Here is a 15,702-nt window from a genome sequence, read left to right as displayed (position 1 = left end):
TTTATCTGAGAGACGTTGCATTGCAACGTCTCTACAGAGTTTGTTGCTCTAATATTTCAGTTACTTCACTGTCACCTGTACGCTACCTTCTACTGAAGATTTTGCTCCAACTGATTCACCAAAGTTCCAGCGAGCGTGAGTGTAAGCTTCAGCAGGTGCGGGACGAGTTTCCACTTCGCCATTTTCTAGCTTGACTTTTACTGTGGGATTTTCAACAAAGGTTTTACCACCATCAATACTGTAAGTAATTTTTGCACCTTTGTTTTGCTCTACAGTGGCAGATTTAAGGACATATTCCATTCCTTCAGGAATTGGTTGATTAATAGCCAAGTTCTTCACTGCTTTATCGCCATTATTTCCACCATTTACCCGATAGCGAAGTACATCTCCCGGTTGTACTTGTGCTTTACCTTTTAAAGTTTCCCAAGAAACCTTTCGCTCACCATTTGCTGTTGTTTTAATAACTTTCTTTTCAACTTGCAAATTTAGTTGTACTTGTCCTTTTTCAATGGAATTTTGCGCGATTGCACTTTCACCACTGAATAAATTTGCAACAACTGGAATCTGACCGCTAAAGGAAATACTTGCAATTAAAGCTAAAGCACCTAAACCTGCAATTGAACCATGTTTGATTTTCACGACCGATAACCTCTTTAAATGAACAAAAATTAAGTAAAATTACTAATGTTGATGTTACTCAGAGATGTTGGATGGTAACCAACACCCCTAAAGTTGAAAACTTATCTAGTTAACCTTACGTTGGAAGGTAAAGTTTTCTGATTGACCTGGTAAAATAGCTCCTGTCACTTCATCCACATACTTGGTGACATCAGTGTCAACTGTTGTACCGGTTTGATCCTGTGCAGTTGTTGTTGATGGATTACCGCTGTAGAACAAGATATTTGCATTACCAGAATCTTGGGCAGTACCAACAATGTTACTGGTATCAATTATGTTATCGCCATCATTGTCAAGCGCCCAGTTGTTACCGCCAGTGGTACCATCCTCTTCAATTACTACCTTGTCAGCATTTAAAGTAATGTTACCAGTACCAGCTTCAGGGTCAGAAATATTGTTGTAGGTAATTCGATATTCAATGATATTTCCTGAAGAAGGTTGTTTTGGATCTGTACTGAATTGGTCTTGACCAGCTATTGGTGCATTTCCATCTCCCTGTAAAACTCTAGACTCTTTGAGTAGTCTTAAGAAGCCAGTGTATACGCGATCAATGGTGCGATTATTTGTTTCTGTTCCTTGGAAACCAGGGATTAAATCATCAACAAAAGCAGTAATGGGAACGGGGAAACCACCAATCGTGCCAGAATTAGGATCTGCAGGGTCATTCAAATCAGTAGATAAAGGTGTATTGTTTGGGAGGTTAACTTCAACACCGTAGTTGACTTCAGCACCTGATGCTACATCGGGAACGGTAATAAAGTCGACAAGGTTATCAAATTGACCAATGATAGCATTCCAAGTGTAAGTCTTAGACTGATCTTGGTAACTGATAGTTACTGTAGTACCATCCGGTAGATCTGCAGGATTGTCAGGTGGAGTGGGAAGAAGTGAAATACTCGCTGGGGTCGCACCACCATTTTGAATGGTATTAGTGAAAGGTACGGCTGCTGGATCGATTGTATTACCTTGATCCGGTATAGTACCAGGTGGTACTAAGGAAGATTTATTAGTGAAGTCATCATTGTTATCTGTAGGACCAATTGCATTTGGAGTTCCTTCAGGACCATTTAACAGTGCATTTGCGCTAGGATCGATGACAAACTGGTTGACTTCACCACCGTCACCTGTTGCGCTATTATTATTACCAGTGTCAACTCCAATAGCGATCGCATCAGTCGCATCAATGATGAAACCATCATCAATTAATGTATTTAGTAATATATCAGGAATCCCATCACCATCAGTATCAGTCCCTGCAAGCGGCGTACCATCATCGTTAAAGTTACTGGGATTTTGGTCACCAGATTCATCAAACACTGGGGGATTATTAGTTGGGTCAGCATCATTATCGGGAGTGCTACCAAATAACTGAGCGATGTTATTTACCGTTAATGGTGCAGTTGCAGTTGACTCAACCTGAAGTGTAATTTGGAAACCTGGAACAGTTTGACCGGGGTTTACAGAAGTAACGATATTCGGGTCATTAACAAAACCGACGCGGGTCACAGTTGTTAGGTCAGCTGGTGCGCTTGTAGTCCAGGTGGCTGCATTTGCATCTGTTGTAATTGGATCTGTCGTGTAGACTACTTCCCAACCAGGAGGTGCAGCAGGGACACTTGCTAAGTCTGTACCAACTGGAATTGCATCAGAAACTAAGATACGCGGACCAGTCAAACCATTGATAGTTGTACCAACTAATGGTGCAGGAGTAATTCCATTATTGGTGGGGTCATTCTGTTCAACTTCTAAGCTGAGATCGTAAGTTAGAGTATCGTCAGTAATATCAGTCAGGGTTCCAGAATTGTTGTAGTCACTTCGCTCTTTGAGAACCTTTGCTAATGCATAGGTCTTTAAGGATGCATCGACTGTAACTTGTTGAGTCGCACTAGCTTCACGAACACCATTAACAGGTACGCCAGCTACTTCGTCAGTGGTACCATCGGGGTTATCTACAGTGTAAACATCACCACCATCTGGACTCCTTAGTTGGTTTTGGTCATCACCGGGAGTATCACCCAACTTAACAGTGATTATGTCGTTTGCTTGAGCGCCAGCTGCTACTGTAACTGGAACGCGAACTTGCACTGTTCCGTTAACTGGGATTGAAGGTACTGTGGCTTCAGTAGTAGTGATTTCTGTCCAAGTCGTACCACCATCAGTACTATATTCTAAATTCCCAGAAACTGTTGCTGGACCTGTTGTACTTGCTAAGTTAGGAATTCTGAATTGTGTTGGGTCATTACCAACGTTAGTAACGGTGTAGTTGAAGTAAACTATATCGCCAGCATCTGCAGCACTATCCCCATCAACATCGGTCTGTAGTGTAGTACCAGCACCTGTAACGGTGATACCTGCAACTTCAGCAACTGTTACAACAACTGTATTTGATGTGGTGTTGATTGTTGTTCCTGGGTTATTGGGGTCTTCATAAGTTGCAGTTGCAGTGTTACTAATTGATGTTCCTGCCCTCGTACCTTCAGATAAAACTGGAGCAACAAATTGAAAAATACCGTTAACTACTAGTGTCGCTGCGATCAAGGAACGATAGATCTTAGCTTTTTTATTGACAAAATTCTTTTTTTGTGACATGTTCGGTAGTAAATAGCAATTTATGACTTTTTCAACTGCGTGTAAAAACGCAGCTTTTTTTTGCGAGATTTTTTGCAAATTTTACAAGAATTTTTGCAAAACTATTATTTTTGTAAGATTAAAGCCTTTAGCTTCGCATAAACGCACATACTAAAAAAGTATAGTGTCGTTAGATTTTATAATTGTTTCTTGGAAAAGACGTAACTAATATTACCTTGCCGTGATGCACAGGATAAATTTAGCGTTTGAATAAAGCTTTAACATCAGTGCAAACTACTAAAAATAAATGTGAATGAATCTATATTTTTTGTAGAAAGGTAAATGAGATGAGACATTTGAGAATCATAAATGAAAGATGTTCGGAGCAGTTAGAAAATTCTGACTTGGAAAATTCTGACAATGAAGTCATCGTCATGGGGTCAAAAAAAAACTATCCGCAAGGCATAGTTTTTGTATCCCAACCACTCCAATAATTCCCTCTTCATGATTCAGTGGTAAATTCAGGATTTTATGTAGCTTTTATAGCAAATTACAGTGTATTCTCGTACTTAAATCAGTTATTAGTTAGCGGGACTTAAACAAAAATTAAGCCCAAACGAATCCTAAACTTGCTTTGTAAGCGGTAAATACAGAATTTTGGTTTAGCCACTTTATAAAACGATAGGAAATACCTGTACAGAATGCTTCCAATGCTTCACCTGGGGTGGTGCTGCGCGGATCTGGAAATGTCGTTAAAGGTTGGTTTCTTTGCCCAACATCGTCTCAATCCACCAGTAAGTTTATGCCAAATAATAAAACTATAAGCGCAAAATACTAATATAAAATGTCTTTTTAAACTATTTTTATCGCGAATTCGTCAAGAATAGAAGTATTCCCATTACCAAACAACATATGAGTATGCTATTGGCAGTGACAGGATGGACTTATATTTAAAATATAAAATGGATGCTTGGAGTTCACGAACGAGGTACTAAACTTGCGTAATAATTAATACTCTCTACAGTTAACCAGCATCTTTCATTTTTGCAACACAACCCATTTTTGCAACACAGCTTGGAGAAGTCCCTTGAGATATGTATTTGACAAGTTGCTGTACTGTCGAAATGTTATTTATAACTTTCTCATTAGTTGAAATGCCAAAAACTTTCTCTAGAACCATAAATAATTCCAACATATCTAGAGAATCTGCTCCCAAATTAGTAGTAAAATTTGATGCCAGACTGATTTGTTTGTACTCGATGCCTAATTGTTCTGAAATAATAAATCGTATTTTTTCAAAAATTTTCTGGTTTTTGAATTGGCTATATTGAATAGCTGTATTCATTTCTAATACGATATCAGCAATTTCTTTGACTATTACAATAATATTCTGGTAATTTTGAATTTCTTGGTCAGAAAGAGAATGACCAACACGCTCATTGAGCCATTTTTGACAGATACGATAACCTCCCAAGGAAAAATTCCAAATTTGAAATGGTACCCCTTTAAAGTATTGGGTTTGATTGATCCAGATCAGTCCTTGATTTGAATTTTGTTCGAGTAATGTATAACGAATTATCTCAATTCTATTATTCCCAGTAATGGGATAACTGATAATCATCTTATTTTAATATTTTATATTCAAAAATTGATTTTTGTTTACAATAGATACTCCCTTCTCGGTGTAAGATTAGCTATTTATTTTGACGGTTTTTCAAGGATTTGCACCTATTTTAATCGGTGTTCTTTGGGCGGGACGGGAGTAGCAAGTGAAATTAGTTGAATTATATGACTTCTAATATAAATACTGAGTGTGTAATCAGTATTCCGTATATTTCATCTACTTATTTATGAGTTTATATATCATGCTATTTACATGCATAGCCATAGCGTTTCCTAACCTAGTGAGGTAGGTTTTTAAAGCTGCTTATTTTGGTACAAAAGATTTAGGTATACCTCAGTTTCCTAGGAAACGCTATATTACACAATAAGGATTTTAATTCAAGTGATTATAGCAGCAAATATATGAGTTAGGACATCATATCTTATTTAAATTTTGATAGCATATCATCTCAAAAATCACAAGAAAATCTTAACAAAAAATATTCTCATAAGTCGTACATACTACTACACTATGAAATATACATAATTTAGAGGTATATAAATTCGTATAAATAAAAATTCAAGAAGTAATTAGTACATATGAGATAAATTTTTTGGTTGGATAAGACGACCATCTTCCATGTGAACAATACGGTCGGCAATGTCAAGAATACGATTATCATGAGTAACCAGAAGAATTGAAGAACCTTGGGTTTTGGCAAGTTTCTGTAAAATTTCAACAACAGCACGACCACTATTTTTATCCAGAGATGCAGTGGGCTCATCTGCAAGAATTACCTTAGGTTGAGTGACTAAGGCGCGAGCTATTGCTACTCGCTGTTTTTGTCCTTCAGAAAGTTTGTCAGGATAGTAATTAACTCTATTCTTTAAGCCAACTGATTCAAGAGCATTTTCTGATATTCTACGAATTTCACGTCCAGAAGAAATACGTTTCAATTCGAGGGTCATTTGGACGTTTTGACGAGCAGTGAAAAATGGTACTAGATTATTACCTTGAAAAATGTAGCCAAGTTGGCGGCGTATTTTTAATAGTTTCCTATCCGGTATTTTTACAAGTTCATGTTCCAAAACTTTTACGCTTCCGTGTTTAGCCGATCTTAAACCACCAATTAAGCTTAATAAAGTTGTTTTTCCAGAACCTGATGGTCCAGTTAAAATAACTATCTCACCCGGTTGAATGGCTAAATTTATATCAAATAAAACTTGCTTACGTAGCAATTTTTTGCCAAAGTAATGATCCAAGTTTCTAATATTAATAATAGGATTGTCAGATATTTGCATTTTGAATTGTTTTAGTTACTGTTGTTTATGAGGTTGCTTTCTGTTATTTGTCAAGAATATTAGTTAGAAACAAACATTGTTTTCTCGTAGGTTGTTATAGATCTAAATGGCGATAAATATTACAATTTACACGGCAGAAGGAAGAATATCCTTACTGTATCTCATTTCTCCCATCGCTACACGAATCTGACGTTTGCCAACGTAGGGACTGCGTCCATGGGCTGCAAGCATATTATCTAGCATCAGAATATCTCCTTTTTCCCAAGGAAAGCTTGTTTGAGATTCTCGATAAGCCTGATTAATTTCTTCAAGTACGGAATCTTCTATTGGGGTACCATCACCATAATAAACATTACGGGGAAACCGATCTTCTCCAAATATAGATAGTAATGATTCTTTAATTTCTGATTCTAAATAAGCCATATGGTACAATTGAATTTGATTAAAAACTACTGGTTCATTTGTTATCGGATGAATGGCTATGGCTGGGCGTACTTGTCGAGTAGTTAAATTATTCTGTTTGCCCCATTCAAAGTCAATATCAGCTCTTCGACAATAATCTTCAACCATACTTTTATCAGTAGTTTGAAAAAAAGTTTGCCAACTAACATCTAAACCCTGAATAAAGTTGCGAACATACATGATCTTTTTTTCTATTAATCTTGCTTGGAGTTTCTTATTAATAAGTCTATAGGCTTTTCGGCAATCTACAATTGGCGTAGCTCCTCCTTGTGAAGCTGGTTGTAGACAACAAAACCAGATATTTAGGGGAAAACAATACAAGTGAGAGCTTTCATTGTGAATCAGAATTGCCCGATCTGCAGGATAGGGGGTCGATTGGTAAATTTTACGACTTTCTGCTATTCGTGGTAAATCTCCATATTCGCTAAATAAATTGGGACAAATAGACACAACAACATTCTCAAAATCAGATACTGAGGAGATATTGAATCCTCTAAAAAGAATCGCGCCGTGTTTGAGCAATGTTTTTTCGATAGATTTTCGATTATTTTTAGCCCAAATAGCTAAATCAATTTCATTCCCATCATAACTAACGACTAAAGGAAATATTTGTTCTAATCGCCAAGAATTTTTATTTGCTGATTTAAATGCAGATAAAATTTCTAAATTAACCGTAGCACTATTATTTGACATTTTTTTGTTTGAAGTAAATTGAGATGATCAAAGGAAACACAGTTTATTTATTTTGAATTTTCTTACTTGATCGCTTGACTAAGTTGGAGTTGTTTATTAATTTTCATTTCCTCTAATGCGCTATCAAAAAAGAATTTTTCCTTACCAAAAGCAGGTTTTAATGTTGTTAGCCAAGTCGATTCAGGATCAAATTTTGCGAAAAAAGGTCGTTTGCACCAATCAGGATTGCGAGCTTGTAAAAATGAAAGCACAAATACTTTTTCATTATTAATCTCTGCAATTCCATCAATAATAATTTTTCCTGGTAAAGCTGACATTACAGGTCCTCTAACAGTTCGACTAAGTCCAGATACTTTCTGAATAGCCCCTTGAAAGATTTCCCAAGCGCGAAAAATGGGAATTTCGAAGTAATTTTTAGCTCCTGTTTGTCGTTCTACAAACATGTAGTATGGAATACAGCCAAGCTTGACCTGTTTCTTCCACATCTTCACCCAAACTTTTTCTAAATTATTAATATGATTGACCAATGGACTTTGAGTACGAATGCACGCACCTGTAGAGCGAATACGTCTGATGGCTTCTTGTACAACTGGAGTTTCTAATTCTTTCCAGTGGTTGAAATGAGCCATAATTGCTAGATGTTTGCCTGCGCTTACAATCTTCTCAAATAAAGCTAAAATTTCATCGGCATCTGGGTCTGTAACATATCTATAAGGCCAATAACTTAAAGACTTGGTACCAATACGAATATTTTGAATATGTTCAAAATCTGGACCCAATAGTGGCTCGAGATATAGAGCTAGCTGCCAAGCTTTCATGGTCATAGGATCGCCACCTGTAAGAAGAACATCTGTTATTTCTTTATGTTCTTGTATATAATTTTGAAAATCACCTGATTCACGAGTTGCAAATTTCAAATCACCTAAATTGATAAACTGTGGCCAACGAAAGCAAAAGGTACAGTAAGCATGACAGGTTTGACCTGCAGATGGAAAAACTAGAACGGTTTCGGGATATTTATGTTGTACCCCTCGCACAGTTCCTGAGTGAAATTTTGGTACGTTATAATTTTTTTGCCCATCTGGATGGGGATTGAGAGTGCTACGAATTTTGTCGACTGCCTGTTTCATGACTGCTTGAGAAGTATTTTCTTCAAGCAATTTTGCTATTCGTTCAAAATTTTCGCGAGATAGCATCTCTGGTTGCGGGAAGGTCAGGCGAAAAATTGGATCGTCTGGAATATTATCCCAGTCAATTAGTTGCTCTACGACATAATTATTAGTGCGAAAGGGAATAACTTGGGCTACTGACTTCATAGCCAAGATTTCTTGCGCAGAAAATTGTTTAAGTTGAGGTATTATATCAATATCTTTATAGCTATACGTGCGTAGTTTTTGTATATTTTCTTTCATGATTTGTTTTTGAGAATTAGATTGTATCCTCTCCAAGGAAGCTTCATATGTATTGCTAAATCTAGAAAATCACATTGTTTTTGCTGTTAAATCGATACAAGATTGTAGGTTTTTTGCTAAATTTTTGACGTGAGGTTCAGCTAGCATCGTGATGTGATTTCCACTAACTTGGTATATGTCTGGTGATTCGGTTGTTAATTCACCCCAAGCAAAATCACCTTTGCGGAAATTTTTGGCAAAAACTCCTTGAGAATCTTCGCAAAGTACCTCAGAAACTCGTAATAGAGTTATTCTCCCGCGGTATGGTAGCGGCAGCGGCCTGTAGTTTACTAGGGCTTGGTGACTGGCTTTTTGCACTTGAAGAATTCGACTAATCATCTGTCTTCCCGTATCTGGAGGGATCAAGTTAGCAGCTCTTAATTTCTCTAAAAAGTAATCAAGTTGTTCGTCAAGTTTTCGCTTTTGTAGCTCTTCATAGACAACTGATAGGTTTTTATTGAAAAAACGTTCTAACACCTTGGCTCGTTTAAGCAGCCATTCTGCATCATCAATTGGTTGAGATGTTTCCCCATGAATTGGTGCTGGCGTATCAATAATGGCAAGTAACCCTACTTGATCGCCTTGTGCTTGTAATTGCTGTGCCATTTCAAATGCAACTAATCCACCAAAGGAATGACCTCCGATGAAGTAAGATCCTGACGGTTGAACGAGTTGCAGTGCCTTGATATAGTATGCTGCTAAGTCTTGTATTGAATTAAAAGGTTTTTGGTTCTCGTATATTCCGGGTGCTTGTAAAGCATAAAATTTTTGTTCTGGAGCCAAGTACCTTGCTAAATTTGCATAACCAAGAACATTACCGCCAATAGGATGTACGCAGAAGAAGGGTTGCTTAGTCCCACTTGTTTTAATCCCAACTAAAGGAGACCAAGAATTTACTCCTGATTTAGACCGAATAATTGTTGCTAAATGCTCTATTGTCCCTGCTTCGAAGAGAATTGACAGTGGTAGTTCTTGACCAAACTGTGATTCAATTAGAGTCATCAAACGTACAGCTTGTAAAGAGTGACCGCCAAGTTCGAAGAAGTTATCTGTAACGCTAATAGATTTGAGATTGAGAACTTCTTCCCAAATTTTATTTAGTTTTACTTCTATCGTATCCCGGGGAGGAATAAAATCTCTTGACTGTTTGGATATGTCTATTTCAGGTATGGGAAGAGCTTGACGATCTACTTTGCCATTTGCAGTCAGTGGAAAAGCTTTTAGGATTACGAAGCGATTGGGAATCATGTAGTCAGGGAAGTAAGTTCTTAGATAATTTTTCAGTTCCTTGCTTAAGTTCTCTGAGAAATTCTTCGGTATGATATTAGCGATTAAAATTTTCTCCCCAGTTTGATATTCCCAAGCAGTGATTATGCTGTCTTGAATTTCTGAGTGTTGATTTAGTACAGCTTCTATTTCCCCAACTTCGATGCGAAAACCACGAATTTTTACTTGGTTATCAATCCGACCGAGGAATTCAATATTTCCATCGGGTAGATAACGAGCTAAGTCTCCACTTTTGTAGAGATGAGAAGATTTCAAGAAAGATTTATTGTTAGTAGAGAGATGTTTTCCCTTCGATCCATCAAATAGATGAGAAATAAATTTATTATGAGTTAATTCTGGTTGATTAAGGTAGCCTTGGGCAATTCCTACACCACCAATGTATAGTTCTCCTGGTACTCCGATGGGAACTGGTTGAAGATAGTGATCAAGAATATAAATTTGTGTATTATTGATTGGACGACCGATGGGTAGTTTTTCTGTAATTTTATTGCATTCAGCGATGGTGGCACAGACTGTAGCTTCAGTGGGTCCATAAGCATTGAAGAATTTACGACCGTCCGCCCATTTTTTTGCAATCTTAGAAGAACAAGCTTCTCCTGCAACAATGATTGTTTGTAATTCAGGAAGTTCTACAACGGGAAGAATTGCTAATACTGAAGGAGGTAAAGTAATAATACTAATAGCTTTTTCCCGAAGAAATTTAATCAAATTAGAAATAGGAAACAAATGATCGCGTTTTGTGAGATAAAGTCTTGCACCCTTCAAAAGAGATATAAAAATCTCGGAAACCGAAGCGTCAAAACTAAGAGAAGCGAATTGGAGGACTCGACTGCAGGAATCCACACCAAAGGCTTGGATTTGGGCTTTAGCAAGATTGCACAAACCGCGATGTTGGATTGGGACACCTTTAGGTTTGCCAGTTGAACCGGATGTGTAGATGGCATAAACTAAATCATCAGGTTTTACTCTAACAGGTAAATTATTTGAGCTTTCTTTTGCGATCGTTTGCCATTCACTGTCAATATTGATAATTTGCGGATTGGGAATTGAAGGGTTTTGTCGAATCCAATCTGGTAAATTACAAACTAGATGTTTTTGAGTCAGGAGCATTGAAACTTTGGCATCTTCTACCATGAAACCCAAGCGTTCTATGGGATAAGTCGGATCTAATGGTACATAAGCTCCACCAGCTTTGATAATTCCCAAAATTCCTACGATCGCCTCCAAAGATGTCTCCACACAGAGTCCCACAATTTCTCCGGTTGTTACTCCCCGTTTTTGCAGGTGATGGGCTAGTTGATTGGCTTTGGCGTTAAGTTCTTGATAAGTAAGCTGCTTATCTTCGCAAATAACCGCGATCGCATTAGGTGTTTGCTCTACTTGGGCTTCAAATATTTGATGAACGCAAACGTGATCGGGATAATCTACTTGAGTATTATTCCAATCCCAAAGCAATTGTTGGTATTCTGCTGTTGTAAGCAATGGTAGTTCCGAAAGGGATTGTTCTGGATTGTCAACTATTCCAGTTAATAAAGTTTGAAAATGCCCCAACATTCTAGTAATTGTGGCATAATCAAATAAATCTGTTTTATATTCCAGCCAACCAGTCAACTCCCCTTCATCTTCCCTTAAAGACAACATTAAATCTAGTTTAGCCGTACCATTATCTATCGGTATTGGCTGCAAGTTTAAGTCAGAAAGTTTTAATTTTGGCTCGGGGGTATTATAAAAAGCAAATCCAACCTGGTAAAGTGGTGACTGGCTCAAGTCTCGCTCTGGTTGTAACTCCTCCACAAGCTTCTCAAAAGGAAAGTTTTGATGGGCATATGCTTCTAATACCACCTCACGTACCTGTTGTAAAAAGGTCAGAAAAGTGGAATTATTTGCCAAATTAGTACGTATGACTAGAGTATTCACGAAACAGCCAATCATTTCTTCAAATTCTGGTTGGTTACGCCCAGAAATTGCTGTACCTACTAGTAAATCTGACTGTTGAGTGTAACGGTACAGCAAAGTCTTAAAGGCTGCTAACATTACCATAAACAAAGTAACCCCTTGCTTCTGGCTCAAAGCTTTGAGTTTTTCAGTCAGAATTTTGGGTAATGTGATGGATTGCCTTGCACCTCGAAATGTAGGAAGTTGTGGATGGGGACGAGCGGTTGGTATTTGCAATATAGGTAAATTGCCACTCAACTTTCTCGTCCAGTAAGATAATTCTTGGGAAAAAGCTGCGCTTTTAAGCCATTGTCTTTGCCAGTAGGCGTAATCTGCATACTGAATAGATAATTCAGCAAGAGGAGAGGGTTTTTTCTGGGAAAAAGCATCATAGAGTACGGTCAGTTCCTGAACTAAGATTCCCATAGACCAAAGATCGGAGATGATATGATGCATGTTTAAAAGTAGTACGTTATTATCTTCTCCTAATTGCCACAAAGTTGCCCGCAGCAAAGATCCCCTTTCTAAATCAAAGGGTTTTTGGGCTTCTCTGTTTACCTGATGTATAACTTCTGCTTGCTGTTCTTCTGAAGAAAGTTTTTGTAATTTTATCAGCTTCAGTTTCAAATTTCTGTTGGCACGAACAACTTGGGTCGCTTCTCCCTGCAAAAACCTAAAATTAGTGCGCCAAATTTCGTGACGTCGTATAATTTCGTTTAAACTTTTTTCTAATATACCCAGATCCAGGATTCCTCTAATTTGAAGAGCTCCTGACATGTTGTATACAGGGCTCCCAGGATTTAACCTGTCAAGAAACCACAGGCGTTGTTGGGAAAAGGATAAAGGCAGTTTTTCCTTTCGAGAAATCTTGGGAAAATCTTTGCATATGGGATCTATCTCAGATTTCGCCTGCTGTAAAAACTTTAATATTTCTGTTTTGTGCTGAGATAATTTTCCTCGAATCTCAAAAGTTACTGCACCTTCTGGGGCGCTATAACAAAGGCGATCACCTTCAATCCAAAGCTTTATATCGAGATCACGCAGGTCACTCAAAAACTTAACTATTGTCATAACTCTCCCCTTTCCCATGAAGTTCCAGCGTAACTGTGCATTCCTGATGAAGTTTCTGCTGCCCAAAGAATAGTCTCAATGCTTTGGGTCATACTCTCCAAGGTGGGCGAATCCAAAATAATATTGAAAGGCAATTCTACCCCAAAAGTTTTTCGGGCACGAGAAATCAATTTCGTGGCTAATAAAGAGTGTCCGCCCAGATCGAAGAAATTATCATTTACCCCTACCTGCTCGATTTTGAGAATTTGTAACCATATTTGTGCTAGCTTTTTCTCATTTTCTGTTCGAGGAGCAACAAAATTTCGAGTAGATTCTTGCTTAGCTTTTTCTGGTGCTGGTAGTGCTTTGCGATCCACTTTACCACTCATCGTTCGAGGTAAGCTCTCCAATGCTATAAACATTGAAGGCATCATAGATTGTGGAAGATATTGTGATAAAAAGCTTCGTAAGCTATCCAGTTCTATTTCTTGATTTAAAACTACATAAGCACACAAGTACTTATTACCATTTGAGTCTTCTCGATCTACAACTGCTACATTCCCTACAGATTGATGGAATCTCAAGTAATTTTCGATTTCCGTAACTTCAATTCTGATCCCCCTAATCTTGACTTGTCGATCTATTCGTCCAAAATATTCAAAATTCCCATCTTCTGTGATGCGCCCGAGATCCCCGGTTTTGTAAACAATATCATGAGGATTGTTGTTAAAAGGATTTTGGATAAAGACTGCATCGGTAAGTTCGGGCTGGTGATAATATTCTAGAGCCCGATATGGCGTGCGAATATAAATTTCACCGACCATACCGGGAGGACAAACTCTCTTGTTTTCATCCAAGACTAAAGCTGCAGAACCCTCAATCGGTTTACCAATCGGAATAGAGCGCCGCTCCCTATCTGAAGATTTTATTAAATAAAAGAATTTCGTTAATGTGGTTTCAGATGGACCATAAAGATTTACTATCTTAACCCGTTCTCCATAAATGTCTGTCCATTTAATCACATCTACGGGTAATATAGGTTCTCCCGCAAGTACAACATACTTCAATGAATCAAATATGTTTGGTTCCAAATCCTCATTAAGAATTGAGCGGAATAAAGATGGAACCATGTGAATAATATTTATTTTTTGCCTATCTATCCAATCAACTAGTTTTCTCGCGTCAAAAATTATTGTTCTATCTTCTGGGATACAGACTGTACCACCCGAGCAAAGTGGAACAAAAATATCTTTCAAAAATGCATCAAAAGCAGGTGTTGCAAATTGAGAAACCCGAGTTTTTTCTGTGACATTAAGTGTTTTGATTTCCCAATTAATGAAATGTGCAATTGCTTTTAATCTTCCTACAATACCCTTTGGTTTACCAGTAGAGCCAGAAGTAAAAAATATGTAGCACGTGTCATTTGGGTCAAAATTGACATCTGGTGCTTCACAATTGCTGTGTTTTGCATAATGCTTTAATATGCGAACATCATGTTGAAATTCATCGAGAACAGAATTATCATCTAAACAAATAAATTTAGGTTTAGATATGTGATTTTTTTTGGCAATATTATTAACTGTCCTTAGAAATTTTGAGTCTGCAATATACCAATGGGGAGAAATTTCTGAAATAATTAGCTCTAGTCGTTTTTCAGGAAAGTTGGTATCTAGTGGGACGAAGACACAACCAGCCTTTAAAATTCCAATTATAGAAATAATAACTTCAGGAATATTTTTAGACAAAATAGCTACAATCGAACCCTTTGTAGCGCCATTAGCAAGTAAAAAATTTGCTAACTGATTAGATTTTTCTTCAACTTCTTTGTAGGTAAGACGTTTATTCCCAAAGATGATAGCTGTTTCGCTTCTAAACTTTTCTGCTGTTTGTTGGAATAAAACTTGAATGTATGGAGAGGTTCTCATAGCAATTAGAAAAACTTGACTAAATCTTTTGCAATAATCATTAAGGGATCTAGAAAAATGTTTTCTAGATTTTTCATTGGGCTATCATCACAATTATTATGTGATGAGTACAGATATTTGTTCAATAGATGAATTTCCGTACAACCAACTATTAAACTATTAACTTCATACTGATATAATAATAATTCTAAGTGAGATATTGTTTTTGAAATATCACCTTTTATTTTAATGTTGTATATCATTTGATGAATTATGTCTTGACCATCTAGGTCGGGAAATAAAATATAATCTTTGGCAAATGGCCATAGATGATGATTTTGAAAGATTTTCATCTGACGGGTTCCATTCGTACATATTAATAGATATTTACTTTGTTTCTCTATAACTTTGCTGAGAATTATATCTACTAGGGAGATAATATTAGAACTTAAATAATCTGGGATATATGGCAATAGATAATGAGATGTAATACAGCATATTACTATTTTTGCAACTTTTAATTCATATAAATAATATAGAGATTTGATTAATTTAGTAAGTAACAGTTGGTAATCCTGTTTGAGTAATGCTTCTGTGCGATCAGGGAATGTAGGATCGGAATAAAGAATGACTTTTGGTGAATCCTGTTCTTTTTTGCTAGAGAGGTTATATTCATAAATTGTTTTCAGAAATTCTGATGATGCTAAAGGTCCCATGCCACCTAGAATCCCTAACATATTAGGTTCGTAATCATATTGAGGAGTCATTTT

Annotated in this window: 9 protein-coding genes and 1 pseudogene; all 10 read right to left on the bottom strand. The window is 37.1% G+C overall.

Annotated features, from left to right (window positions below; translation table 11 throughout):
* Positions 1 to 60: 60 nt before the first annotated feature.
* Positions 61 to 639 (bottom strand): hypothetical protein, encoded by a 579-nt coding sequence (locus BC008_RS00530; protein ID WP_321170062.1) that lies wholly within the window; start codon positions 637 to 639, stop codon positions 61 to 63.
* Between the two features lie 105 nt (positions 640 to 744).
* Positions 745 to 3,267: a DUF7925 domain-containing protein gene (locus tag BC008_RS00525; protein ID WP_027840645.1), complete on the bottom strand. Its 2,523-nt coding sequence runs from the start codon at positions 3,265 to 3,267 to the stop codon at positions 745 to 747.
* Between the two features lie 585 nt (positions 3,268 to 3,852).
* Positions 3,853 to 4,123 (bottom strand): annotated as a pseudogene (locus tag BC008_RS47335) (hypothetical protein); the annotation flags it as partial.
* 147 nt (positions 4,124 to 4,270) lie between these two features.
* Positions 4,271 to 4,867: an acyl carrier protein gene (gene acpP, locus BC008_RS00520; protein ID WP_027840646.1), complete on the bottom strand. Its 597-nt coding sequence runs from the start codon at positions 4,865 to 4,867 to the stop codon at positions 4,271 to 4,273.
* Between the two features lie 572 nt (positions 4,868 to 5,439).
* A complete protein-coding gene (locus tag BC008_RS00515; protein ID WP_036264158.1) occupies positions 5,440 to 6,150 on the bottom strand; it encodes an ATP-binding cassette domain-containing protein in 711 nt (236 codons plus the stop codon).
* A gap of 126 nt (positions 6,151 to 6,276) precedes the next feature.
* Entirely contained in the window at positions 6,277 to 7,305 is a 1,029-nt protein-coding gene (locus BC008_RS00510) for a TauD/TfdA family dioxygenase (protein ID WP_063800725.1), read from the bottom strand.
* Between the two features lie 62 nt (positions 7,306 to 7,367).
* A complete protein-coding gene (locus tag BC008_RS00505; protein ID WP_058182936.1) occupies positions 7,368 to 8,717 on the bottom strand; it encodes a KamA family radical SAM protein in 1,350 nt (449 codons plus the stop codon).
* 69 nt (positions 8,718 to 8,786) lie between these two features.
* Complete coding sequence (locus tag BC008_RS00500; RefSeq protein WP_036264166.1) at positions 8,787 to 13,049, bottom strand: non-ribosomal peptide synthetase; 4,263 nt, start codon at positions 13,047 to 13,049, stop codon at positions 8,787 to 8,789.
* Positions 13,046 to 14,953: a non-ribosomal peptide synthetase gene (locus BC008_RS00495; RefSeq protein WP_027840649.1), complete on the bottom strand. Its 1,908-nt coding sequence runs from the start codon at positions 14,951 to 14,953 to the stop codon at positions 13,046 to 13,048. The genes BC008_RS00500 and BC008_RS00495 overlap by 4 nt, the downstream gene beginning before the upstream one ends.
* A 5-nt stretch (positions 14,954 to 14,958) precedes the next feature.
* Complete coding sequence (locus BC008_RS00490; RefSeq protein WP_027840650.1) at positions 14,959 to 15,699, bottom strand: aspartate/glutamate racemase family protein; 741 nt, start codon at positions 15,697 to 15,699, stop codon at positions 14,959 to 14,961.
* Positions 15,700 to 15,702: the final 3 nt, after the last annotated feature.

The organism is Mastigocoleus testarum BC008, from assembly GCF_001456025.1.
GTDB classification, from domain to species: Bacteria; Cyanobacteriota; Cyanobacteriia; order Cyanobacteriales; family Nostocaceae; genus Mastigocoleus; species Mastigocoleus testarum.
Note: the sequence above shows the minus strand (reverse complement) of the source record. Positions and strands in the feature narration are given on the sequence as shown.